The 24,544-nt window shown below is 63.9% G+C and carries 21 protein-coding genes; 6 read left to right on the top strand and 15 right to left on the bottom strand.

From position 1 onward, the window contains the following. Positions 1 to 3: 3 nt before the first annotated feature. Positions 4 to 1,005 carry a nicotinate-nucleotide--dimethylbenzimidazole phosphoribosyltransferase gene (locus tag FQ775_RS05405; protein ID WP_146298403.1) on the bottom strand — a complete coding sequence of 334 codons (1,002 nt, stop codon included), beginning with the start codon at positions 1,003 to 1,005 and terminating at the stop codon, positions 4 to 6. A gap of 161 nt (positions 1,006 to 1,166) precedes the next feature. Here FQ775_RS05405 and FQ775_RS05400 point away from each other — a divergent pair, with 161 nt between their 5' ends. Further along, positions 1,167 to 1,400 (top strand): DUF1289 domain-containing protein, encoded by a 234-nt coding sequence (locus FQ775_RS05400; RefSeq protein WP_146298402.1) that lies wholly within the window; start codon positions 1,167 to 1,169, stop codon positions 1,398 to 1,400. A gap of 3 nt (positions 1,401 to 1,403) precedes the next feature. Next, complete coding sequence (locus FQ775_RS05395) at positions 1,404 to 2,102, top strand: TIGR02281 family clan AA aspartic protease (RefSeq protein WP_167812769.1); 699 nt, start codon at positions 1,404 to 1,406, stop codon at positions 2,100 to 2,102. A gap of 7 nt (positions 2,103 to 2,109) precedes the next feature. Here FQ775_RS05395 and FQ775_RS05390 read toward each other — a convergent pair whose 3' ends face one another. The 8 genes from FQ775_RS05390 to FQ775_RS05355 form a co-directional block, all read right to left on the bottom strand. Beyond that, complete coding sequence (locus FQ775_RS05390; protein WP_146298401.1) at positions 2,110 to 2,934, bottom strand: sulfite exporter TauE/SafE family protein; 825 nt, start codon at positions 2,932 to 2,934, stop codon at positions 2,110 to 2,112. A gap of 180 nt (positions 2,935 to 3,114) precedes the next feature. Continuing rightward, complete coding sequence (locus FQ775_RS05385; protein WP_146298400.1) at positions 3,115 to 5,040, bottom strand: methyl-accepting chemotaxis protein; 1,926 nt, start codon at positions 5,038 to 5,040, stop codon at positions 3,115 to 3,117. 113 nt (positions 5,041 to 5,153) lie between these two features. Then, a complete protein-coding gene (gene dusA, locus FQ775_RS05380) occupies positions 5,154 to 6,158 on the bottom strand; it encodes a tRNA dihydrouridine(20/20a) synthase DusA (RefSeq protein ID WP_246730268.1) in 1,005 nt (334 codons plus the stop codon). A 619-nt stretch (positions 6,159 to 6,777) separates the two neighbouring features. Next, positions 6,778 to 7,179: a hypothetical protein gene (locus FQ775_RS05375; protein WP_146298399.1), complete on the bottom strand. Its 402-nt coding sequence runs from the start codon at positions 7,177 to 7,179 to the stop codon at positions 6,778 to 6,780. A gap of 49 nt (positions 7,180 to 7,228) precedes the next feature. After that, the gene (locus FQ775_RS24150; protein WP_146301832.1) at positions 7,229 to 7,537 is read right to left on the bottom strand and encodes an RNA recognition motif domain-containing protein; all 309 of its coding nucleotides are present in this window, start codon (positions 7,535 to 7,537) and stop codon (positions 7,229 to 7,231) included. 53 nt (positions 7,538 to 7,590) lie between these two features. Next, positions 7,591 to 9,138, bottom strand: a complete 1,548-nt coding sequence (locus tag FQ775_RS05365) for a VHL beta domain-containing protein (protein ID WP_146298398.1) — start codon at positions 9,136 to 9,138, stop codon at positions 7,591 to 7,593. 421 nt (positions 9,139 to 9,559) lie between these two features. Further along, positions 9,560 to 10,420, bottom strand: coding sequence for a hypothetical protein (locus FQ775_RS05360; RefSeq protein ID WP_146298397.1), 861 nt, complete (start codon positions 10,418 to 10,420; stop codon positions 9,560 to 9,562). Between the two features lie 146 nt (positions 10,421 to 10,566). After that, a complete protein-coding gene (locus FQ775_RS05355; protein WP_167812768.1) occupies positions 10,567 to 11,652 on the bottom strand; it encodes an alpha/beta hydrolase in 1,086 nt (361 codons plus the stop codon). 123 nt (positions 11,653 to 11,775) lie between these two features. Here FQ775_RS05355 and FQ775_RS05350 point away from each other — a divergent pair, with 123 nt between their 5' ends. Next, positions 11,776 to 12,147 carry a hypothetical protein gene (locus tag FQ775_RS05350; protein ID WP_167812767.1) on the top strand — a complete coding sequence of 124 codons (372 nt, stop codon included), beginning with the start codon at positions 11,776 to 11,778 and terminating at the stop codon, positions 12,145 to 12,147. 416 nt (positions 12,148 to 12,563) lie between these two features. Here the strand turns inward: FQ775_RS05350 and FQ775_RS05345 are convergent, their stop codons facing one another. From FQ775_RS05345 to FQ775_RS05320, 6 genes are all read right to left on the bottom strand, one after another. Further along, the gene (locus FQ775_RS05345) at positions 12,564 to 13,526 is read right to left on the bottom strand and encodes an alpha/beta hydrolase family protein (protein WP_146298395.1); all 963 of its coding nucleotides are present in this window, start codon (positions 13,524 to 13,526) and stop codon (positions 12,564 to 12,566) included. Beyond that, a complete protein-coding gene (locus FQ775_RS05340; RefSeq protein WP_146298394.1) occupies positions 13,523 to 14,554 on the bottom strand; it encodes an oligopeptide/dipeptide ABC transporter ATP-binding protein in 1,032 nt (343 codons plus the stop codon). The genes FQ775_RS05345 and FQ775_RS05340 overlap by 4 nt, the downstream gene beginning before the upstream one ends. Continuing rightward, the gene (locus FQ775_RS05335; RefSeq protein ID WP_146298393.1) at positions 14,551 to 16,476 is read right to left on the bottom strand and encodes a dipeptide/oligopeptide/nickel ABC transporter permease/ATP-binding protein; all 1,926 of its coding nucleotides are present in this window, start codon (positions 16,474 to 16,476) and stop codon (positions 14,551 to 14,553) included. Before FQ775_RS05335 ends, FQ775_RS05340 begins: the two co-directional genes overlap by 4 nt. Next, positions 16,473 to 17,417 (bottom strand): ABC transporter permease, encoded by a 945-nt coding sequence (locus FQ775_RS05330; protein WP_146298392.1) that lies wholly within the window; start codon positions 17,415 to 17,417, stop codon positions 16,473 to 16,475. Before FQ775_RS05330 ends, FQ775_RS05335 begins: the two co-directional genes overlap by 4 nt. Before the next feature lie 12 nt (positions 17,418 to 17,429). Continuing rightward, the gene (locus FQ775_RS05325) at positions 17,430 to 18,902 is read right to left on the bottom strand and encodes an ABC transporter substrate-binding protein (protein ID WP_167812766.1); all 1,473 of its coding nucleotides are present in this window, start codon (positions 18,900 to 18,902) and stop codon (positions 17,430 to 17,432) included. 109 nt (positions 18,903 to 19,011) lie between these two features. After that, a complete protein-coding gene (locus FQ775_RS05320; RefSeq protein WP_146298390.1) occupies positions 19,012 to 20,190 on the bottom strand; it encodes a CaiB/BaiF CoA transferase family protein in 1,179 nt (392 codons plus the stop codon). Positions 20,191 to 20,362: 172 nt separating this feature from the next. Between FQ775_RS05320 and FQ775_RS05315 the strand changes: the two genes are divergently transcribed. From FQ775_RS05315 to FQ775_RS05305, 3 genes are all read left to right on the top strand, one after another. After that, entirely contained in the window at positions 20,363 to 21,280 is a 918-nt protein-coding gene (locus FQ775_RS05315; protein WP_146298389.1) for a LysR family transcriptional regulator, read from the top strand. A gap of 107 nt (positions 21,281 to 21,387) precedes the next feature. Next, on the top strand, positions 21,388 to 22,491 hold the full coding sequence (locus FQ775_RS05310; protein ID WP_146298388.1) for a TRAP transporter substrate-binding protein: 1,104 nt from the start codon (positions 21,388 to 21,390) through the stop codon (positions 22,489 to 22,491). A gap of 106 nt (positions 22,492 to 22,597) precedes the next feature. Further along, positions 22,598 to 24,541: a TRAP transporter large permease gene (locus tag FQ775_RS05305; RefSeq protein WP_146298387.1), complete on the top strand. Its 1,944-nt coding sequence runs from the start codon at positions 22,598 to 22,600 to the stop codon at positions 24,539 to 24,541. The last annotated feature ends 3 nt before the right edge of the window (positions 24,542 to 24,544 follow it).

Below are 24,544 nucleotides of genomic sequence, written 5' to 3'. Positions count from 1 at the left end.
CGTTCAGCCGGCAGGCGACGGCAAGGGCCGCATGCCGGAAAGGCACAGGGTCGCCGCACGAACCATGCCGGCGGCAAGCGCGCCGGCGGCGCCCGCCGAACGCGCCGGCGCATCGCTCAGCATCGGTCGAAGCGAAAGCCGCTCGGCCGCCCGGCGGTGCGCAATCAGCGGCTCGATCGCCGCAAGGCGGCAATGCGCGATCGCGCCGGGTTCCACCGCATGGAGGACGGCGGCGGCGGCCGTTGCCGGCAGCCCGTCGAGGATGACCGGCACGTTCTGGGTGCGCGCCGCCAGGATGGCGCCGGCGATGGCCGCGAATTCGCGGCCGCCGACCCGACGCAGCGCCTCGAGCGGGTCGCCGAGATAGCCGGAATGGCATGCGAGCGCGGCATCGACCACGGCCCGCGCCGCCTCTGCCACGAGCGCCCCCTGCCCTTCGTCGTCGCCGATCCAGTCGGTACCGCCGCCGCCGAAAAGCGCCGCCAGCAGTGCCGCGGCGACGGTCTCGTTGCCCGCGCCGAGATCGGACATTACCACAAGATCCGCCCCTTCGGCGACCGCTTCCATGCCGAAAGCCATGGTGGCGGCGCAGCCGCGCTCGTCGAGAGCGGCCTCGCGGGTGATGTCGTCGGTGGGAAGGTCGAGAGCCAGGTCGAACACCTTGAGCGCGACGTCATTGGCAAGGCAGGCCTGATTGACCGCCGCGCCGCCGGCCGCGCAATGCTCGACCATGGCGGCGGTCCAGCCGGTAGCCCGCCCCGAGACGCCGTGGCGCTCCACACCGTGGGTGCCGGCAAAGACGGCGACCTGGGGCCGCGCCAGAACCGGCGGCATGCGCCCGCGCCATTCGGCGAACCATACGGCGAGGTCGCCGAGCGGGCCGAGACGTGCGACCGGTTCGAGCTCGCGGATCCGCGCGCGCGCCGCGCCGGCCGTGACCGGGTCCGGCGCCGGGAGTTTGCGCAGCAGCTGGCGGATATCGTCGAAAGGAAGGCCGGAAATCATGAAGGTCCATCGCCAAGGTGCGCCCGCCGCAATAGCCGCACTTGCCGGCCGGCACAATGGCCGGCGGCATGGCAGGGCGGAAACGGGTCTGCGTCTGCCGCCCGCCGACTTGCATCGCGGCGCGAAGTGAACCATGTGATTCCGACGCCAAGGGAGTCGGAATGGCTGCGATTGAATCGCCCTGCATCCTCGTCTGCTCGATCGACATGAAAACGGGCTATTGTTTCGGTTGCGGCCGCACGCGCGACGAGATCGCCGGCTGGATCGGCATGACACCGGACGAGCGCCGCGAGATCATGGGCGCGCTGGCGGAACGGCTGGCGACCGTGGAACGCAAGCCGCGGCGCGAGACCCGCCGTGCGCGCATGGCGCGCGAGCGCGGAACGGCGGGCTGACCCTTGCCGCGATTCTTCTGGATCATCATGGCACTGATCGGCGGCGGGCTCATCCTGCTGGTGACCAGCGGCGACCGCGGCACCACGCTCGGCATCGAAAGCGACGCGTTTGCCCGCACGCTCTATCTCGGCATCTGGGGCGTCGTGCTGGGCGCCAGCATCTTCGCCACCCGCGTGCCGCTCGGCGACGTTGCCCGCAATCTGGCGATCTGGCTGTTCATCATCCTGCTGCTCGTCGCCGGCTACCAGTATCGCTACGAACTCCAGGATGTCGCCAGCCGCATCACCGCCGGCATCGTGCCGGGCAGCCCGCTGTCGGTCGGCGCGGACGGACAAACGGTACGCCTCGACATGGGGATGGACGGCCATTTCGCCGCCCGCGCCGAGGTCGACGGCGCCACCATCCTGTTCCTGGTCGACACGGGCGCGACCACCACGGTGCTCAACGCCCGCGACGCGGCCGCGGTCGGCATCGACGTCGACGGGCTCTCCTATTCGATCCCGGTCTCGACCGCCAACGGCATGGCGCGCGCCGCAAGGGCCTCGGTCGACGAGATCCGGCTGGCGGGAATCGTCAGGCGCGGCATGACGGTGCTGGTCGCCGCGCCCGGCTCGCTCGACCGCAGCCTGCTCGGCATGAACTTTCTCGGTTCGCTTTCGGGCTTCGACGTGCGCGGCGACGTGATGATCCTGCGCGACTGACCGCCTGCTACAACAGGCTGGCCACGAAGCGGGCCGCCACGATCAGCAGGAACAGGCCGAAGCCGATCTCGAGATGCCGGCGTTTCAGGGCATGGGAAAGCCGCGCGCCGAGCGGCGCCACCAGGACGGTGACCGGGATGATCAGCGCCAGCGCGATCCAGTTGACGTAGCCGGTCGAGCCGACCGGCAGCAGCGGGTCGCCCCAGCCGGCCCAGATATAGCCGACGGTACCCGGAACCGCGATCAGCACGCCGACGCCGGACGAGGTCGCCACCGCCTGGTGGATCGGGCGGCCATAAAGCGTCATGAAGGTGTTGTTCATGACCCCGCCGCCGATCCCCATGAGTGTCGAAAAGAGCCCGATCAGGAAGCCGATTGCGGCGCGCCAGGGATGGCCGGGAATGGTGTCGCCGAGACGCCATGAATCGCGGTTGAAGACCAGGCGCAGCCCGACGGCAAGTGCGATCGCGGCGAAGATCAGCCTGAGCCCGGCGCTGGAGATGAAGGCCGCGATCAGGCTCGCCACCACGACCCCGGCCGGAACCGCAACGAGGAAGCTTCTCAGAAGGGCAGCATCGACGGCGCCGCGCGCGAAATGCGCCTGGAAGGAGCGCAGCGAGGTCGGCACGATGATGGCCAGCGAGGAGCCGACAGCGACATGCATGCGCACCGCCTCGTCGATGCCGAGCGGGCCCATGGCCTGGTAGAAGACCGGCACCAGCACCGCGCCGCCGCCGATGCCGAACAGCCCGGCAAGCAGGCCCGACACGGCACCGGCCGCAGCCGCGCCGGCGGCGAAGCCGAAAATCTCGCCGATCGGCATTTCCGTCATAAGGATCCCTCGCCCGCGCCGCGGTCGCCGCGGCCATGACATCGTTTCGGACGAAACCGGCGCCCGATCAAGCGCGAGGCGGCGTTATAGCCCGCAGGAAGGGATCACCATGGAGCTGCCTCGCAATGCAAAGGGCCGGACTGTGTCCGGCCCTTGTCAGTATTCGCTCGGCACGAAGGCTCAGAACTCTTCCCAGCCGTCCTCTTCCTGCGCGGGTTCGGCCTTGAGAGCGGCGTTGCCGGCGGTGGGATAGGATTTGGCGGCCGGCTTCGGCGCCGGTTGCGCCACCGGTTTCTCGGGCCGCGAAGCGGCGGCGGGCGCATCGGCAGCCGCACCGGAAAGGCGGAAGCGCGCCATGAGGTCGGCGAGGCTTTCGGCCTCGCGCGCCAGCTGGTGGCTGGCGGCGGTGGTCTCCTCGACCATTGCCGCATTCTGCTGGGTCACCTTGTCCATCTGGTCGACGGCGGTGTTGATCTCGCCGATGCCCGAGGCCTGTTCCTGTGCCGAACGCGCGATCTCGGCGACGACGCCGTTGACCAGAGAGACGTGCTCGGAAATGCGCTTCAGCGCCTCGCCGGTGCGGCCGACGAGGTCGACGCCGGTCTCGACCTGCTCGGTCGAGGTCGAGATCAGTTCCTTGATCTCCTTGGCCGCCTCGGCCGAACGCTGCGCCAGCGCCCGCACTTCCTGGGCGACGACGGCGAAGCCCCTGCCCGCCTCGCCGGCACGCGCCGCCTCGACGCCGGCATTGAGCGCCAGAAGGTTGGTCTGGAAAGCGATCTCGTCGATGACGCCGATGATCTGACCGATCTCGGTCGAGGATTTTTCGATGCCGCCCATGGCATCGATGGCCTGACGCACGACGGTGTCGCTCTTTTCGACCTCGCCGGTGGCGGCGCGCACCGCGTTGTGCGCCTCGGCCGCCCCGCGCGATGTCTGGTTGACGGTGTCGGTGATCTCGCCGAGCGCGGCCGCCGCCTCCTCGAGGCCGCTCGCCTGCTGCTGGGTGCGCATGGACAGGTCGTCGGCCGCGTTGGAGATCTCGCCCGAGCCGCTGCGGATCGCCGCCGTGGTCTTCAGGATGGCGGCAATGGTCTCCGAAAGCGTGCCGACGGCGCCGTTGAAGTCCTTGCGCAGCCCCTCATAGGCGTCGGGGAACGGCTCGTCGATGCGCGTCGTCAGGTCGCCCTTGGCGAGCCGCGCCAGGCCGTCGGCGATGGAGGTGACGACCTGCGTCTGCGCCTGCTCGGCTTCGGCGCGCAGCGCCTCGTTGCTGGCCCGCTCGGCATCGAGGGCCTCGCGCTGGTCGGCCGCCTCGAGTTCGGCCTGGCGCTCTACGACGGCCTGCTTGAAGGCGTGAAGGGCCTGGTTCATGCGGCCGATCTCGTCGCCGCGCGCCGAATGCGGCGGCTCGGCCGACAGGTCGCCCTGCGACAGGCGGTCGAGCACGTCGGTCACTTCCAGGAGCGGCTTCATGATCTGGCGCCGCGTCATGAGCAGGATGGCGCATGCGATCAGGCCGCCGAGGACGAGCAGGCCGATCATCAGGTTGCGGCCGACGGCGGCGAGCGACAGCGCAGCCCCGGCATCGCTCGCCGCTGCGGCTTCGATCTTGCCAGACGCTTCTTCCATCGCCACCGCGAGGGCGTCGAACTGCTTCTTGAATTCCGGGAATTTTTCCTGGGCGCCGAAGGCCGACGCCTGGGTCTCGTCGACGACGGCGCGGGCGCTGTCGAGATAGGCCAGAAGCGGCGCCTCGACCGCCTGCAACGAGGCGACGATCTCGGGATCGACCGCGCTTGCCTTGGCCTTCTCGATCGATTCCACGAAGAGCTTCGAGTGCTCCTCGAATTCGGCGGTGATTTCCTTGATGTCGAAGCCGATGCCGATCGACGTCGACTGGATCGCCGAGACGACGTCGGCGCGCAACGCGTCATGCATCATGTCGGCCGTCAGATGATGGCGCGCCACCTGCGCGTTGCGCAGCGAACCGTCGATGGCGCCGCCGAGCGTCACGGCAACATAGATGCCCGCCGCGGCCGTCGCCGCGCAGACAAGCCCGGCTGCGCCGACGCTGCCGGTCAGCTTGGTTTTGAGAGAAGCCATTTCGCCCCCTTGTTGAACCTGCCCATCCCCATGGTGCAGGCGAGAAGATGGCCAAAAACGGTTAACGGAGGGTGTGTCGCAGGCTCGTGCAAGACAAAGCCGCGGGCGGCCCGTCAGGCGGCCTCGCTGGCCGCGCTTTCGGCCACGGCGGCAAAGGCGGCACGCAGCACCCGGCCATCGGCGCCGGGCCGGGTCGCCTCGGTTGAGAGGATCTGGCGGAAGCGCCGCGCGCCGGGCAGCCCGTGGCACAGGCCGACCATGTGGCGGGTGACATGGGAAAGACGGCCGCCGGCGGCGATATGGGCGTCGGCGTAACGCGCCATCTCGTCGACCACCCCGGCAATGTCGGCGGCGACCGCGCCGGGATCGAAGAAGCGCCGGTCGGCCTCGGCCAGGATCGCCGGCGTGTGGTAGGCCGAGCGACCGAGCATGACGCCGTCGACATGGGCGAGATGGGCGGCGGCCTCGTCGAGCGTCGCGATGCCGCCATTGATGCCGACGAAGCGGTCCGGCAGGCGCGCTTTCAGCCGGTAGACGCGCTGATAGTCGAGCGGCGGGATGTCGCGGTTCTGCTTGGGGCTCAACCCTTCCAGCCAGGCCTTGCGGGCATGCACCCACAAGGCGTCGGCGCCGGCGGCGAAAACGCCGTCGGCGACTGCGTCGAGCGCGGACTCGGTGTCCTGATCGTCGACACCAAGGCGGCACTTGACCGTCACTGGAACCGCGACCGCGGCCTTCATGGCGGCGACGCAGTCGGCGACCAGGCCCGGCGTCCTCATCAGGCAGGCGCCGAACGTGCCAGACTGCACGCGGTCGGACGGGCAGCCGACATTGAGGTTGATCTCGTCATAACCGGACGCCGCACCGATCCGCGCCGCGTCGGCGAGCTTTCGCGGCTCGGAACCGCCCAGTTGCAGCGCGACGGGATGCTCGTCGGCGTGAAAGCCGAGCAGACGCTCGCGGTCGCCATGGATGACAGCGTCCGCGACCACCATCTCGGTGTAGAGCAGCGCATGCCGCGTCAGCCGGCGATGGAAAAACCGGCAATGCCGGTCGGTCCAGTCCATCATCGGCGCGATGGCAAACCGCAGCCGCGAATAGTTCATATTCGCGCGCATTCGTCCTGACAATATTTCGTCTCCAATGCACCTTTCAGATGCCTGTGCCAGATATAACCGGCGTCCCCTCCCCCCGCCAGTCTGTTGACACCACCATAGTCCAAGCGGACGAGGCACTCGTCAAAATCGATCAGCTACCGATCCAAAGCGGCAATCGGGCTACATTGCGCGCAGCGTCCGCTTCGCGCCCTCATTGTTGCCGTTCAATGTCGATCATTCCAACTCCGAAAGCCGCCGTTCATCCAATTGTTTCGGCGGCTTCGTACCCAAGAAGCGTCTATCTGCGCGAAGACCGCGATAGCGATATCCTCCGATGGTTCCTGCCGCTGGCCAAATCATTCATATCGGCTTGAATGGCAATCAGGGTCGCTGATTTGAGTGAGGGTACAACGCGAGGACGAAACCCCTTAGGGAGATAGCTTCTTGGCAACCTTGGATCCTCGCCTGATCCAGCTCTTCGAGACGCTTGTGGAATCCGAGGCGGACTGGCTCGTGCCGGCGATGGCAGTACAAGACAGAATTGCCAACGACTTCGAATAGCGCAACTTGGCGCGGCGAAGGTCATCCGAGGTGCGTTCAGACAGCCGCCCATCCCTGACGAAGTAATATCAACTGGGGCTTACCCCAGCGGCGACATGGAGATCGTGGCGTCGGGGAAGTCGTTCCGGTCGGAATTCTTGTCCCAGAACGAGCCTTCCAGCATCTGTGTTTCCTTGTTGAGATAGAACTGAAAGAAATGGCCGTCGAGAGTGAAGTCCATGAATTCGCCGGGCTGCTCAGAGGCGACGATTTCGCTGCATCGAGTTTCGCCGATGCAGTATTTTCCCTTGATCCGGTTGCCCGTTAGCGTGGCGGGATAAAGCGTCAGGTAGAAATAGGTATTGGCGTATTTACTGGCGGCAGCCGCGAATTTTGGATTGCTGGCCCATTGCCATTGCCCCCCGAAGTTCCATTCCTCGGCCAGCGCCGCAGGGACGCCAACAAGGAACAGCAGGGCGGCTATTGTCAGTTTTCTTTTCATGACGATGATCTTTCATGTCTGGTTATTCGGCGCGTTTTCCGCCACTACCCTATGGCCTCGAATTTTGGTTCCTCGGTGAAGTGTTCGTCCGCGACTTCGATTCACTGACAGCAACCGGACGCCCGATGCCCGACGCGCTTCCGTCTAGCGCTTGAATTGCGATATATGCCTCGTCTGCGTCTGGCATTTCGACATAGCCGTAACCCTTGGAGCGGCCAGTCTCCCGGTCTAGTATGACTCTTGCACTTGTGACCTCGCCAAATTCCCAGAACAGCTGGGAAAGCTCCTCGTCCGTCGTCTGAATCGGTAAATTTGCGACAAGGAGTTCCAATGCCGGCGCGCTGGTTGCTGTCGCCATCACGGTCGCTGCAGAGGCGATCAAGGTTTTCTTCATCGCGGTTGCTTATTGTTCTATTGAACTCGCTTCCAGCCGCCCGCGCCGTCGCTGGTCACCAGCGTCAGGCTGGCGGCGTCGATATCCTGGTAAGCATCCTGCCCCAGATTGAAGAACCAGGCTCTCCGCTGGAAGATGCGCCAGAAGGAGACGCCGTCATTTTCCCCGAACGGCCCGCAGAGCCCGACAGCACCATAAGGCTCTAAATATTCAGGCTTATCGTTCCTATGCTCGGGCATGAGGCCTATGACGATATGATCCGCCGGGAGGCCGGTGTAATCCGTGGGCAGAATGCCGCATTTCGGCTGCATGGCCGAGTCTTCCATCTCCGAGCGCACCCGTACCAGCAAATTGGCCCTTAGATCGCCCTCGCCAGGATCCGCGATCCGCACCAACGGATAGCCGGGCGGGGTGAACGGTTCTTCGGAGTAGGCGGCAAAAGCCGAGTCGACTACCGTCAATTCGGAGTAATGCGCGCCGCCGGCATAATCGAGCAGCGATTTGCGGCCCTTGCACTCGGGCACGTAATAAAGAAGATAGCCGGGGCCGTCGAGGGTTGGGAATGGCGTCTCATTGATCGCCCATTTGCAGTCCTTGTAGGGGTCGAAAAACGCTTCCTGCGAGGGCTTCTCCCCACCGATCAGCGCCGCCGCCTGCTCGTGGGTGAGGCCGGTGCCGGGAAGCTTGCCCGTATCATTGTCGCTCACACCGTTACCACCGGTGTCCGGCGGCGCGTCGACGACGAAGGTGATGGTCTGAGCGCCGGGCTCGACCTCCTGATAGGCGCAGGAGCCGCCATCCGTCGCCATCCACAGATGGCCGGCATAGGTGTTCATTTGTATCGACTGTCCGGGCGCGATCTGCCCATAGGGGTGCGAAGTCCCATTGGGGTCGATCCAGAACAGGTCGACCGGGACGGGAACGCTGTTGTCCACCCGGAAGGTCACCGCGGTTTCCGGCCCGTTCCGTTCGGTTCTCACCGACCCGGCCGGCTGGCACATCTCGAAGGTCGGGTACAGGTCCGTTTGCGATTGCGCGGTGGACGCAGCCGAGGCGTTGCCGCCCGCGCCCTGCCGGCTGACGCATTCCTCGATCTTGGTGATGACGGCGGCGGTGCCCTTCAGAGACAAGTCTATCGAGGCGCGGGCGATATCGAGGATGATTTCGCTGCCGTTTCGCACCTCGTCGAGTTCCTGAAGGCCCAGCCACATGAACGACCAGCCATTTGCGGCAACGCCGCTGGCGGGCATACGCCTGCCGTCGATCTCATACTCGCCCTGCCATTCGCCGGTGGAGGGTGCATAGGGCACGCCGAGCTGCCATTGCATCCCGTCAGTGCCCAGTCGCCATTGACCGCCAGCGTGCGTTTCCCCGGCACAATAGGCAAACTTGCCGTCCACCGTGGCGGACGAGACAGTCCAGCCGCCCGTCTCGCCATAGGCGGTTTCCCTGCCGCCGAAAATGTCATACCCGCCATAGACATTGGTTCCCGCCCATGCATGGCCAACAAGGGCCGGGGCGGCGAGGGCGAGAAGAGCAGTGCATCGTGCAAATCTTGTGATCATCTATCCCTCGATCGTCGTCATTCCGGTTGCGATGTGTTTGGCCTTCATCGACGCTTCGTGAAGAAGCTTCAGGCAGGCCCGCTGGTGCGGTTCATAGGCAGCCTACAAGAGCAGCCTCCCAACCTTTTCGGCGAAGCTCGGCACCGAATTCGATGCGCCCGCTGGCGGCCGCCATGATGAAGACCATGCAGCCGATCAGCCCCGGCGCCAGCGCGGATAGATTTCTCGGGTGAGAGAGGTGTTTTCGGCATGCGTGTTCTCCCTGCAGCTTGAAAGAAGCCCGGAGCGCAGGTGCTCCGGGTGGTCCATCACTGATATTGGCAAATCCTGGGCTCGACCGGCGCGCTCCAAATCACCAGTACCAGTTCTCACTTCGCAGGCCGATCTTTCCAGCGCCCAATGGGACTTGTCGCCAGAATCGTTACGGTACGACGGCTGTGCAGACGCCAGCTAGAGCAACAGCCAATCTCGGATCATACCAGTTCGAGTACCATTTTCCGTGATCGTATATTTTGTGATGGGTCAGCGAACAGACGCCCAGATGTCCTTTTAGTCCGAAATCGTACTCCGCCACTATTCTAAAGGACGAAGTCAGGTTTGGGCGTGCCCACAGCCCCACCCGAGATCTGAAACAAGGAATGGGGCTGCACGCGCCGCCAGAAGGCGCTACATAGGGATGGCAAACCGGGATCGAACGCGTTGTCGAAAGATTGCAGACAGTGGCGGGATCGGTTGTGCCCTCCGGCGCTCTCACATCGAGCGGGAAATGTCCTGGCGCCCCGCGATAAGTATAAACAGCGATAAGATCCTGTACCCCCACGTTCCCCGTGTTGAGCTGGTTGAACTTGTCCTGGCAATTGTTCGCATAAGCTCGGCCGGGGGTGCACCAAGTTCCGGAGAATCCTTGGTAGACGTCATTCGCGTTCAGGCCCGCCGCCCGCATGATTTGAATGTGCGTTCGCGGCCCTTCGTCAAATGTCTGGGGGTACACGCCCAACTGCCGAAAATAGTCACCGATGTTTTCGGGCGGGTAGTTCCCGGCTGCGAGCAGCGCGTAGGTCCACGTCGCGTTGTTCCCGATTTCGGGGCTCGCCGCCTGAATCATCGCGGTCGCGTATTCTATCTTGTGATTCATCGCTCTCATGAGCTGGATATAGCTAACGGCGCCTGCAGCCCAGGTCCTCTGGTCCGCGCTTGCACTTTGGGCCAGGGCGGGGCTGGCCGCGAAAGAAAGAAACAACACAACCAGAAATTCTGATACTCTTCTCACCGCTTCCTCCATCTACGTCTTTCGAATTCGGGGCAGCTGCCAAGCCGCTGGCCCACCCGCAGATATCTGTCTTATTAAGGAAGTCGGCGACGTCAGTCATACCTACTAGTGGGTATGCAAATGACTTTTCAGCGCGAGTTTGTTGCCGGTACCCAGTGTCAGAGCCGGTCGATCACGCGGCGCCAATGGCTGTAGAACAGGAGGTTGCCCGCTCCCTTGACGATTTCCCGCGTGGCGGTCGGCACCTGTTCGACGAAGGCTGCGGAGAATTCCGGCCGGGTGATGAGGTCGTCTGCGCCCTGGATGATATGCATGGGATGCGGCAGGGCGCGCGCCTCGGCTGTCATGTCGATGTCCATCGCCTCCCAGTCCCGGCAGAAGGCGTCCGGGCCCTGGACCAGCCCAAATTTGATGCCGTCCTCCATCAGGCGCAGCGTTTCCGGGTCGTCCAGCGCGCGCAGGTCGGCCTCGCTTTCCTTGACCGACTGGCGCAGAAAATCGTTGCCGTCCTGGCGGTTCACGTAAGAAAGGATCGCCCAGATCAGTACGTTGGCAAGGCTCGGCATGTATCTGAGCATGGTCGAGATCAGCTTCTGGCGCTGTGGCAGAAGCCTGTACCACTCGTCCTTCCAGATCGGCGCCCGCGTCAGCATTAAGATGGATGTAACCTTGTGCGGGAACATGCTGGCGAAACGGATTGCGTAGCTGGAGCCGCCGCTATGGCCAAGCAGCACGGCCTTCGGTGCGTCCAGGTGGGTCAACAGCTCGTCCGCATCGCGGGCGACCTGGTTGAACAGATCGTCGCGAGTGACGCCCGGGAGCGGGCCGGACCGCCCGTGCCCGGGGCGCAGCGGGGCGATGATCTTCAAGCCCCGTGCAGCCGCCGCGCGTATACCCGCTTCCGGCAGGACAAGGCCGTAGGGCATATTGTGGAAGGAAAGCACGGAGCGCCCGTCAGGAGCGCCCTGGACGATGTATTCCATCTGGCGACCGTCGCTTAATGTGAACATGCCGGAGGATGCCGATGTGCCGTCGACCAGGGGCGACTGATGGGGCGTCAGCGTGCCGTTTGGCGCAAGGATCCCAACCGCATACCCGCAGATCAGCCTGACCAGGCGCGGCAGATCGCGGGCCCGCGTCTTGTGCTTGATCGACTTGATTTGGCTCCTCACCGTCACCAGCGAGACCGAACGGTCGCGAGCGATTTCCTCTGCGTTGAGGCCGCTTGCGAGCAGCACGGCCACCGAGGCTTCCGCATTGGTAAGGCCGTAGGCATCGCGGAAACTGACCCGCGTTGCCTCGTCAAAACCGAAGTCTGCAATCGTTAGCAGAAAGAGGTCGCCGCCCTTCCGGCCGCTGAAACCCGGATGAATACGCTTCAGAAGGGCACAACTGTTCAACCCGTTCGCAAGATCCGTGGCAAGCGGAACCGACGCGAAATCGCCCGTCAAACCGAGAGCGGATACGGCTTTCCTGATTTTCGTCAATTCGTCGCGGCTTCCGGTCATGTCGGTCAACTTTGGGGTGCCTGTCAGGGATTGCCGCCGCGCCGAGCGGTTGGCCGCAACAACGCGCTCGCTGGCGTCAAAGACGATCGCCGGGCTTGGAACGCAATCGGCGATGAACTGGACTTTCTCGGCGTTATTGTCGAAATGTCCGATCCGCTGCTGGATCACGTTTGCAGTTCGGATGTGCTGTTCAAGATCGGCCAGCGCGTCTCGGTCGAAAAAGCGCTCTAGGCTGTCGGGGAGCCTATGGCCGGTCTCGCCGACCCCCTTGGTTCGTTCCACTATAGAACTCAACTGGTCCGCCAGGTCAGCGACCAGATCGTTGAACCCTTCTGGCGACAGCGTCGCTGCGTAAATCGTTGCGATCAGACTCTGCTTTGTGCGCTCTGACATCAACAAACCGCACGACGATCAGACGCCGCCAGCCCCCAAATATTAGCCCGAGTGCTTTCTGCATTCGGTTGCGCGATAAATCCAGCGTAATGTTGGGTCTAGGTTAGCGGGGGCATCACGCTGCGGAATCGAAGCTGCTCGCGCGTGACTGTCGCTCCACCTTTCAGCTCGAGAGCGGACAGGCCGCTAGCGGCCCCGAGGCTAAATGCGAGCAGACTTCCGGCATGATCGTCATAACCCCGGAACTTCTCCGGCTACTTGCGCTTGAAAACCAGCTGGCAGTCGCCGACCCTGTTATCGATGGAGGAAAGCCAGTTCCGGGCCGCCGCATCGCCGGCCAGATAGTCGTCGAGAAAAGCCAACGTCACCTGGAACACCGCGTCCTTCTGGCCTGGCACCTGCACCTGCTCGGGGACGGCTATGCCGCCGAGATAATGGTCGGCGTCGGTCAGCAACGCGAGATATTTGTCGCCCGGCGGCGCGAACTCGTAGGGCTCCACCTTCCAGTGCCAGTCCTGCCCCTTGGCGCCGCCGTCGCGCGTGCCGGTGACGTTCAGCATCGGTCCGGTGATCCCGTCCCACGAGCCCTCGCGCAGGCCCTGCTGGTCGCGACCCTGGGCGCTGAGCAGGATAGCCGCAGCGAACCGGTCGTCCCTGAAATTGGCAGCCCCCTCGCCCGGAAGGTCGATCTCGCAACCGGCGAAAAGCTGCGACGTGTAGGCGCCGAAAGAGTGGCCGGTGATTGCACCTTTGATCGATTTCGGCTGCGGCCCGCAGGTCTGCTCGAAAACCGTTTCGAGATTGTCCATGACGTGGCGCACGATCGCCAGCCGCGCCAGCCAGTACTCGGGCGTGTGCAATATCTCGAACAGCCGTGCCCGCATTTTCGGATGCGTCGCCCATGCAAGACCGTTACCGCCCGGTTCATAGCCGAGTCCGGGTTCTGCTCTGGCGACTGCGTCGACCCAGTCGCGAAAGGTCGGGATGATGACGAGGTAGCCGTTCGCGGCCCAGTGGCTGCAAAGTTCGGCATAGTCGAGCCCGCAGGCGCTCAGCCCGTGGCAGAAGACGGCAAATCCTTTGATCTCTCCGGTCTCCGGCCAGCGGCACACGAGCGGCAGCGGCGAAATGTCGAGAAGACCCGACGGCGTGATGTCCTCACGGAGCTTGACCGCCGCCGGGCGCGGGGAAGCGGGGTAGCGCGGCGGACCGGTCATGAGGCGATGCGCTCCGGCTCCCTGGTATGTTTGGCGCTCTGCTCCACCTCGGGCGCCAGGAGAAAGCAGTTGGCGACGCCGCCGCCGTCCACCGGGTAAGCTGGCGGCATTTCCGTCTGGCACCGCGGCATGACGAACGGGCAGCGGTTCTTGTAGGGGCAACCGACGTCGGCGATCCGCTGCATGTCCTGCGCCGGCTGCAGCTTGCGGCTTGCCCGGCGCGCGCGCTGGCGTTCGGGATCGAGCAGCGGCACCGCCTCGAGCAGCGCCCTGGTGTAGGGATGCGCAGGGTTCTTGTAGACCCGGTCCGATGGCCCCTCCTCCACGATGTGGCCGAGATACATGACCGCGATGCGGTCCGAGATGTGGTGCACCAGCGCCAGGTCGTGGGCGATCAGCAGGTAGGCGATGCCGAGCGCGTCACGACGTTCGTAAAGCAGGTTGATGATCTGGTTCTGCGTTGAAACATCGAGCGCGCTGACCGGCTCGTCGAGCACGATCAGCTTCGGCTGCAGCGCTAGCGCCGACGCGATCGCGATGCGCTGGCGCTGCCCGCCGGAGAACTGGTGCGGATGGCGCGACAGATGTTCTTCCGAAAGAGACACAAGCTTCAGAAGTTCGACCGCGCGCTCCCGCCGCCTAGCCTTGCTCATGCCGGTGTGGACGCGCAACGGCTCGGTAACGATTTCCTCCACCGTCATGGACGGGTTGAGCGAGGAATACGGGTCCTGGAACACCGCCTGGATCTGGTTGCGCACCTCGGAGGGATAGCGTGTCTTCATGGCCACGAGATCGTGGTCGCCGAAGCGCATGGATCCGGATGACGCAGGCACCAGCCCGAGCACCGTGTTGGCGATCGAGGATTTGCCCGATCCGGATTCGCCCACAAGCCCGAGCGTCTCGCCGGCACGGATTGAGAGGTTGGCGTCTTTCACCGCTACAAACGGCTTGCCGCCGAAGCCAAGCAGCGAGCGCCCCCAATAGGTCACCGACAGGTCCTTGATCTCGAGCAGAGGCTTGCCGATCATGTGCCCGGCCTCAAATCGAGTTCGTCGGCGCGAATGCAGCGGACCAGCCGTTCGCTGCCGGTCAATGGAATGCGCCGGTGGCAGGCGTCGATGGCGAAATCGCAGCGGTTGGAAAAGCGGCATCCCGTCGGCCACGATCCGGGCCGCGGGACGTTGCCGCGAATGGTCGGCAGCGGCGGATTGCGGTCGGAGGCATGCGGCATCGCGGAGAGCAGGCCGGCGGTGTAGGGATGCAGCGGCTTGTCGAACAGCGCGTTGACCTCGGCCATCTCCACCATTTCTCCCGCATACATCACGCTGATGCGATCGCAGATGTCGGCGGCCACGGCGAGGTCGTGGGTGATGAACAGGATCGCCATGCCGAACTCGTCCTGCAGGTCGCGGAAGAGATCGAGGATTTCCTGCTGCACCGTCACGTCGAGGGCGGTCGTCGGCTCGTCAGCAATGAGCAGCGAGGGATTGCAGCTCAGCGCGCGCGCAATCGCGATGCGCTGGGCCATGCCGCCTGAAAGTTCATGCGGATAGGCACGGGCGCGCATCACGGGCTGGGGGATGCCTACCCGTTCGATCAGGCCTACGGTCTCTTCCCAGGCCTGTTTATGTGAGAGTCCGTGCTTGGTGCGCAGCACCTCGGCGATCTGGCTACCAACCGTGAAAGCGGGGTTCAGGCTGGTCGTCGGGTCCTGGAAGACCATCGCCACTTCCTCGCCGCGCACCTCCTCGATCTCGGCGGATTTGAGGGGGCGCAGATCGGTGCCATTAAGAACGATCGAGCCCTTCGTGGTCCGAAGCGCCGGGCCCATCAGTCCGAGGATCGCCAACCCGGTCATGGTCTTGCCGCTACCGGACTCGCCGACGAGCCCGAGCGTCTCCCCGCGCGCTATCGTGAATGACAGGTCGGTGATGATTGGCACACCGTGATCGGAGCCGACCACCACTTCGAGGCCTTCGACACGCAACACCTCGTCGTCGCGCGCCTCCAGAGGTCGGGCCGGCAGGATGGTACCTGGAGCGTTTGCAGCGGGGCGGGGCGCTATCTCTTGGCGGGAAGCGGTTACGGCGATGCCTCGGCCTATCGAGTCGCGCAGAACGTCACCCAGAAGGTTCACAGACAACACCGTCAAGATAATGGCTATGCCGGGCGGGATTGCCAGGAACCAGTTCAACTGCATGAACTCGGCGGCGGTATTCAGCATCGTGCCCCAGCTTGCCTGCGGCGGCTGAACACCAAGACCGATGAAGCTGAGCCCGGCTTCAGAAAGTAGCACCGCGCCGACGGTCAGCGTCACCTGCACGATGAGGGGCGGCGCGATATTGGGGAATATGTGGCGCAACAGGATACGATTGTCCGAGGCGCCGACGACCTTGGCGGAGCGGACATAGACCTCCTCGCGCTCGGCCAGAACCACGCCGCGTGCCAGTCGCAGGAAGGATGTCGAAAACAGGATACCGAGCGCTATCATGGCGCGGTGAAGACCGGGGCCAAGGATTGCTATGATCACGATGGCGACCATGATGCCGGGGATCGACACTACGGCTTCCACGATGCGCATAACGGTCCAGTCCCACCATCCGCCGCGATAGCCGATGAACAGTCCGATCGGGACGCCCAGCAGCACGGCGATGGCCGTTGCTTCCGCTGCGGCGATCACGGCGATGCGGCAGCCGTAGATCAGCCGCGACAGCACGTCTCGCCCGAGATCGTCCGTCCCCAGCCAATGCTGCGCGGACGGACCCTGTAGCGCCTTGATCAGGTTCTGCCGCAACGGATCGTACGGCGAGATCACGTCGGCGAAGACGGCCAGGAAACAAAGCAGTGCCAGAATGAACACCGCAACGCCCACGATGGCGTTTGACGCGGTCATCCGCCGCGGCTTGCCGTAGGCGCCGGTGCCGTTACTTTCGGTATTCTCGACGGTCACGTTGGCCGCGCTTTGGGGTTAAGGAGCCCGTAGATCACGTCGGTGAAAAGCTGGACGGCCACGACCAGCCCCACCATGACGAGAACGAGCCCCTGCAGCATCGGAATGTCCTGCTGGCGCACCGCCGCGATGGCGAGCGTTCCGAGCCCGTTTATGGCGAAGACCTGTTCCACGATCAGCGCACCGCCCAGCAGAACCGTGATCTGAAAGGAAAGCACCGCCACAACCGGGATCATTGCGTTGGTCAAGGCGTGTTTGAAGAGAACGCGCCGCGCCGAAATACCCTGCGCCCGTGCTGCCCTGATGTAATCCTGCTGCAGAACGCCGACCATGGACGAGCGCACCTGCCTCGCTATCGCGGCGCTGGACGAAGTGCCGAGCGCAATCGAGGGAAGGATCACGCTGCGCAGCCACTCCCAAGGAGAATCCGTGATAGGCGTGAAACCGGTGGCGGGGAACCACCGCAGGCTCACCGCGAACACCGCCACGAGGATCAGTCCGAACCAGAAGTTCGGGATTGCCTGACCGAAGGTCGCGCCGAGCGTCGCGAAACGGTCGACCCATGAGCGCGGGCGAAGCGCGGCGGCAACGCCTGCGGCGACCCCGACGACGATGGCTATGAGCGCCGAAACCGCGGTCAGGGAAAGCGTGACGGGCAGCCGCTGCATCACGGCCCCCATCACACTCACGCTATTGAAGTAGGACGATCCGAGGTCGCCCTGCACCGCCCGGCTTAGCCACTGCACGTACCGGACGTGGATGGGTTCGTTCAGGCCCATGCGCTCCCGCAGCATCTCGTGCTGTTCGTCCGTACCCGTGTCGCCAAGAATGAGGTCGACCGGATCGCTGGGCAACAGCGACGTAAACGAGAACGTCAGCACCGACACGATGAACAGCAGGGGCACCAGCGCAAGAAGCCGCTGGAGGATGAGCCTGAACATGGAACCAGCTTGTCAGTCGTTTGCCTTCAGACCGCGAAGATTAATGGAATCCTCGCCGTACCGGTAGACAACCGTCGGATTGTCGGCCGTCGCGTTTGTGACGCCGATCAGGATCGGGGAGTTCGCCACGAAGATCAGGAACGCCTCTTCCGCGAGCCTCGCCGCCATCTTCTGGTATTCGGGTCCACGGACGTCGGTGTCCACCGACTCCAGGCCGGCGAGAGCCGAAGCCAGCAGTTCCTCGCTCGGCTTGGTCTGGAACGGATTGTAGGCAGCATCCTCATAGATATAGCGCAACGCCAGGAATTTCGGATCGTTGTTGGTGGCCCAAACGAGATTTGTGGCCGGGAAATCCGTCGTGCGGCTGCGGCGGGCCAGAGTACCCGGCTCGACCGGTACTATGTTCATCGTGATGCCGATTTCGTTGAAGAATCCTGCCAGCGCCTCCAGACGCGACTGGTAGATCGGGATCGAGGGCATGTCGAAGGTGAACCCATCCGGGAAGTCCGACTTGGCCATGTACTCCTTGGCCTTCTCGACATTGTAGGCATAGGCGCCCTCGACATCCGGATTGTGGGCCCAGTGCCCTTTTGGATAGGGCTGGTAGGTATCTTCCGACAGACCGAACAGGATCGCCTTGCCGAAAGCAGCGCGGTCGATCGAATGCGCCATGGCCTGACGCACGTTCACGTCGGCGAAAGCCGGTACCTGCGTGCCATTCCGGTCGGAAATGATGACGTGATAGTTCAGACCGCCGGTGTTGCGGACAAGCGTAAGATCCGGCGCACTGTCGATGATCGCCGACTGCGGGTTGGCGAGCCAGTTGCCGGCATCGATCTGACCGGTCTTGAGCGCATTGAGGCGCGCCGTGTCGTCCGGAATCTCCCAGACTTCATAGCGCTCGAGGCCGATCATGTCGGGGTCCCAGTAGGTCGGGTTCGGCGTGTAGACCTGAACCTCGCCCTCGCGCGATTCTTCCTTGCTGTGGACATACGGCCCGGTGCCGATGGGATTGCGGTCAATCGTGGGATCGGCCATCGCTTCCGGCGCCAGCATCATGCCACCCGTGTGGGTGAGGCTGTCGATGATGGCCGGATCCTTCTCCTTCAGCTTGATCGTGAAGGTGTATTCGTCGTTCGCTTCCGCGCTTTCGACGGTCTTCAGACCCTCGATGATCGCAAGTTCGACGCCGCGGTTGATGTTGGCCGCGGCGACCTCGGCGTTGAAAGCTTCGCCATTTGAGAACTTGACGCCCTCGCGCAGCGTGATCTTCACATTGAGGCCGTCGATCTCGTAGCCGGTCGCCAGAAGCGGAGCCGGCTTGCCGTTCTCGTCCCGCTCGAAAAGCGATTCATAGACCGGGCGCAGATAGGGAACGCCGCTGCCGCTCTGTTGCTGCGGGTCCATGGTGATGAGCTTCACCTGCTCTGCATATTTGAAGGCGCCGGATGGTTCGGCATATGCCGTCGTTGCGCCGATACTCATTGCGGCGCCTGCCGCAAGTGAGACAAACAGCCTTCTCGTAATCGGGTTCATTTCCATTCCTCCCTGTTAAGCGTCGGGAAGCTCGGTGTCTTTCCCGACAGGTAGCCCGTCATGTCACGTTCGCCCGGTGAGGCGAGGCCAACGCCGCGCCGGAATTCAGGAGATCGGTATCCGCTCCAAGCCGCGGCGCGGCAGGCAGCGACGGCGCTCCGAGATCACCCCAGCGGAAAGCCGGTCCAAGCGCGACCGGCTCGCCCTCAACGCCGATACCCGGTGTCTGCGGATAGAGCGTGGTGAGATATTCGCCGAGGTCGCGCACTTTTGACGAGGGCACGCCGTTCTCGTTGAGGTCGGCCTCAAGCGTATCGGCATTCATCGTTGCGAATGCGCTGGCAAGCTCGCGGCGCAATTCGTCAGTCGCCGCATTCGCCAAGAACGCGCCGGCACCAAGCCCCGCCGGCACGTGTGGCGGTTCGGCCAGGTCCGGCCTGCCGAGCTCGCGGCACAGTGTCCTGAACTGGCCCATCGTGTTGGCGGCAACGGATATGTGGCCATCCGCAGTCGCAAAGGTTTCCGCGCCCGGACTGCCGACGAAACCGCGGTTGCCGACGCGGTCGGGCGCCTTGCCGGTGGCCAGCGTGTTGGCGGTCGGGCCCGACATCAGAGCCAGCGCGCAGTCGACCATGGAAACGTCCAGCGTGATCGGCGCTTTGTCGCCGCGCAGCCGGCGAATGAGGGCAGCCATGATCCCTTCTGCCGCGCTCATTCCCGTCGCTATGTCGATGACGGGAAAGCCGACCTTGACCGGCGCATCATCGGCGGTGCCGCCCTGCAGCGCCATCATGCCGGTTGCGGCCTGTATGACATGGTCATAAGCGCCGCGCGTGCTGTTGGGACCGCCATGCCCCCATCCCGAGATCGAACAATAAATGACGTCCGGCCGGACAGCCCTGATATCGTCCGCACCGAGACCGAAACGTTTGGCGACGCCTGGTCTGAAATTCTCCACGAAAACGTCGCATGTCGCCGCAAACCGGAGGATGGCCTCGCGCCCCTCTTCGGTCGCAAGGTCCACGACGATCGATTTCTTGCCCGCATTGAGCGCGCGGAACCCGGGCGGCAGGCCATCGAATTCCGGCTGCATGTCCAGCGCCCTCATCGGATCGCCACCGCCCGGCCGTTCGACCTTGATCACCTCCGCGCCAAGACAGCACAGGTGATGCGTGGCGCACGGACCGGCGAGGACGTGGGTCAGGTCGAGCACTCGAAACCCGTCGAGCGGTAGCATGCGGTTCTCCTGTCGTGGGCGACGCAAGGCGCGTCGTCCGGAGCTGCGGGTGCACAGGCAACGGCTCCTCCCAGAGCCACATGCTTGACCATAGGAGCGGATCAGATGTTACCGGTAGTTATCTTTTCTAAGATCAGTGTTATGATCTGCTGAAAGCAAATAAGGGTTGCAGATGGACCTCAGGCAAATCCGCTATTTTGTCGCTGCCTGTGAGGAGGGCTCGCTGAGTGCCGCCGCGACGAGGCTGAACTGCACGGCATCGGGCGTCAGCCAGCAGATGAGCGCGCTGGAAGGCAGGCTCAAGACCGGCCTCTTCGAGCGCACGCGGCGCGGTGTGAACCCGACCGCGGCAGGGTGGCGGCTGTATGACCGGTGCCTTGCGGTCTTGAAAGCCGTCTCCGAGGCAGAAATGGAGATCGAGGACTTCTCGTCAGGGCTGAGCGGTTCTGTCTCGGCGGGTTTTGCGCCGGGCCTTGCCAAGGCGGTGCTGCCGGCGGCGCTTGCCCGCTTCGTGCGTGAATATCCCCGCATCGATGTCGACATCGCAAGCGGCACTGCGGACGCGCTCGTCGCCGAAGCATCGGGAGGCGCGCTGGACTTCTATGTCGGGCAATTCGCCAAACCGCAGGTGGGCCTGACCGCGACTGCCATCGGCAAGTTTCCCGTGGCCCTGATCTCGGGTTCGCGCCGCGGCCTTATGCCGATGCAGCCCGTGCGGCTAAACGAAATCGCCCCGCTGAAACTCTCGATACCGTCAGCCACCCACAGTCTGAGGCCCAAGATCGATGCCGCGATCCGCAACGGAGAGATCACGGTGGAGCGTACGATTTCGATTGCCAGCCTCTCAACGGGACTTGAATTTCTCAGTCTCAACGACTGGTCCACAATCCTGCCGTTCTGGATATGCCTCAAGGAACTGGGCAACGATCGCGTCACGGTCAATCCGATCGTGGACCCGGTTCTTGATGTCGAACTGGCACTCATCCATCCAACGCAGCGGCCCCTATCGCGTGCGTCACGCCAGCTGCATGACTATTTCCGGCAGGAACTGCAGCGCAGCGCCGAGGAATGGAACCGGATGGTTGGCTAGCTTCTGCTTTAAGCAAGTATAACGGAAATCGTTAGAAGAAATTAGTTTTCCTGATCCCTTGGCGAACCTAGGCTCGGTCGTGGAGGACTGCGGCCAACGCCGCGCATGTGTTTTCGGCGAGCCGCGCTCGCGAAAGCTGGGAGGAAGACATGACAATCCAACACAACGACAGCAGCATATCTGGCCGCAAGTTCAGCCGAAGGGCGTTTGGCGGGTTGACGCTGGCCACAGTGGCCGGCGCGCAGATGGCGGGCACATTGCCGGCAGCGGCGGCCGAACTCGAACTCAAGATGCAGTTCGCCTCGCCCGACGGCACACCCTGGAACGACATGGACCGCCGCTTCGCGAAACAGATCGAGGATATTACCGGCGGCCGCGCCGAAGTGGCGTTCTTCCCGCCGAATTCGGTTACGCCATTCAAGGACTGGCTGCAGTCCACCGGCGCCGGCCTGCTGGACATCGGTTTCGTCTGGCATCCGGTTCTGCCCGGCAAGTTTCCGCAGATGGATCTGTTCAGCCTGCCGGGCCTGTCCAAGAACCAGACGCTCGCCACGATCGTCTACTGGCGGCTTTGCGACCAGTTCCCCGAAATGGGCGAACTCTACAGCGATGCTGACAACGTGGTCGATATCGCCACCTTCGTGGCGATGGGTTCCCACCTGCATACCGCCGAACCGGTACGTACACTGGCTGACGTGAAGGGCAAGGTCTATGCAGCGCAGGACCCGGCCGGTGTCGCAGTGCTCGAGAAGCTTGGTGTCAGCGCCAGCGTGATGGTTGGACCCGATGCATACCTTGCTTTGCAACGGGGGGCGGTGGATGGGGTGTTGTGCGCCTGGGGCTGGGTCAACAACTTCAAGCTGAACGAAGTCACGACCTATCACACGCTGCTTAACCTCAATCCGGGCAGTTACTCGACCGTGATGAACAAGGACACGTGGAACAAGCTGACGCCGGCGGAACAGGCGCACATTTCGGACCTGCAGCCCGTCTACTTCTTTTATAACACCACCAATGGCGCGGCGGCCGCGACGGCAAGCATCCCGCCCGAAAACCTGTTCACTCTTTCGTCGGAGGACGCCGAAACGCTGGCCGGCGAGATGCAACCCTTCTGGGCCGAGTGGGTGCAAAAGGCGGACGCGGCCGGAATGCCGGGGCAGGAAATCCTCGACGAGGCCGTGCGGCTGATGAAACTCTACGACCAGAACTAGGCCGCACCCCTTCCACTCGCCGCCGGAAGCGTCGAGTAACCTCCCGGGCCGTGCCGGCCCAAGTCAGCCAGCACGGCCGAAACCAGTCTCACGCGAAGGACAAGAAGTGGCACAAGCGGCCGATTCCGGCGAAGGCGATCGCGGCTTGCCCGCCGGTCTCGAGCGGTTCGCACAGGCAATCCGGCGCCTGATCGACCTTCCGGCCCGCGCGTCGATCTACGTCGGGGCGGCAGCCCTCGCGGCGATGATGATCCTGACAGTCTCGGACGTCTCGCTTCGCAACATGTTCTCGCTTGTGGTGCCCGGGGGGATGGAGTTTACCGGGCTGCTGATGATCATCGTCGCCCTCACCCCGCTGGCCGCGGTGGAACGCGAGGGCGGCCACATAAGGGTGGATTTGCTGCTGCGCCTGGTGCCGGGCTGGCTGCGCGCGCCGACCATCGCCGGCGGCCTGCTGCTGACGCTGGCGACCATATTGATCACCGGCTACCGCATCTTCCTGCAGGCACGCTATCTCAGCGACAACGGCATCGTCACCGGTGTCACTGGTTTGCCGGAGTGGCCATTTGTTGCCGCCGCGACGCTGTTCATCCTCCTTTTCGCCCTCGCGCTTCTTGGCAGCCTCGCCTCCGCGCTGCACGCCACCGTACAGCTTCGCGACAGCCGGTCGCTTGCCGTCCTGCTGGCGTGGCCGGTCGCGGTCGGCCTCATCCTGCTTCTCGCGCTGTTTCCGCAATACGCGCCGTTCGAACTGCCGCGCAGCGCGCGCGGACTGTTCGCGATCAGCCTGTGCTTCATCCTGATCTTTCTCGGCGTCCACATCGCGGCGGCGATGGCCGTGACCGCGCTTGTCGGCATCAGCATCCTCGTCAGCTCGACGGCGAGCCTGACCAGTCTCGGGACCACCACCATCGATGTCGTTAGCGACCAGACATGGAGCGTCGTGCCGCTGTTCACCTGGATGGGACTGATCGTCGTCGCGTCGGGCTTTGCCGAAGACCTGTATCGGTCCGCCTATCGCTGGATCGGACACCTGCCCGGCGGGCTGGCATCCGCCAGCACGGTCGCCTGTGCCGGCCTGTCCTCGATTGTCGGCGATACTTTGTCAGGCGTCTATTCGATGGGCTCCATCGCCCTGCCGCAGATGCGCAAATACGATTACGACATGAAGCTCGCGACCGCATCGATCGCCTGCGCGGCGACGATCGGCGTGATGATCCCGCCGAGCCTCGCCTTCATCGTCTACGGCATGATTACCGAGGTTTCGATCGGCAAGCTGTTCATGGCGGGCATTTTACCCGGCATCCTTTTCGCCTTCATCCTCGTCGGCCTGATCACGATCCGCGCATGGCTGAATCCCGCGCTCGCGCCGCGCGGCGAGGTCAGCAGCTGGAATGAGCGGTTCTCTTCGAGCGCCAAGGTCTGGCCCATCGTCGTTCTGATGCTGCTGGTGCTCGGCGGCATCTATACGGGCGCGGTCACGCCAAACGAGGCGGGCGGCATCGGCGTGTTCGGCGCGCTGGTCGTTTCCGCGCTCACGCGCCGCCTGACATGGGCGACGCTGTGGCAGTCGATCGAGCGGGCACTGCTTCTGTCCGCGGCGATCATCATCATCTTCATGTTCGCGACGGCGTTCAGCAGGTTCATCGCCATCAGCGGCCTTACGCAGCAACTTGCCGATCTCATCATCGGATTCCAGCTCGGCACGTATCAGCTGATCGCCGCCATCCTCGTCTTCTACGTGCTGATCGGCATGTTCATGAATGCGCTGCCGGCGCTGGTGCTGACCGTGCCGCTGTTCTATCCCGTCGCGATGAGCGCCGGGTTCGATCCCGTCTGGTTCGGGGTGGTCGTCGTCATCATGGTCGAACTCGGTGTCGTCACGCCGCCGATCGGCGTCAACGTCTTCGCCATCGCGGCGATCGCCAGGGACGTCCCGATGTACGACGTGTTTCGCGGGGTGCTGCCGTTCTGGACCGCCTTCCTGATTCTGATCGTCCTCATTGTGGCCTTCCCGCAGATCAGCCTGTTCCTGCCCTCGCTGATGTAATCC

The organism is Nitratireductor mangrovi (assembly GCF_007922615.2).
GTDB lineage: Bacteria > Pseudomonadota > Alphaproteobacteria > Rhizobiales > Rhizobiaceae > Mangrovimarina > Mangrovimarina mangrovi.
This window is presented reverse-complemented; position numbering and strand designations above follow the sequence as displayed.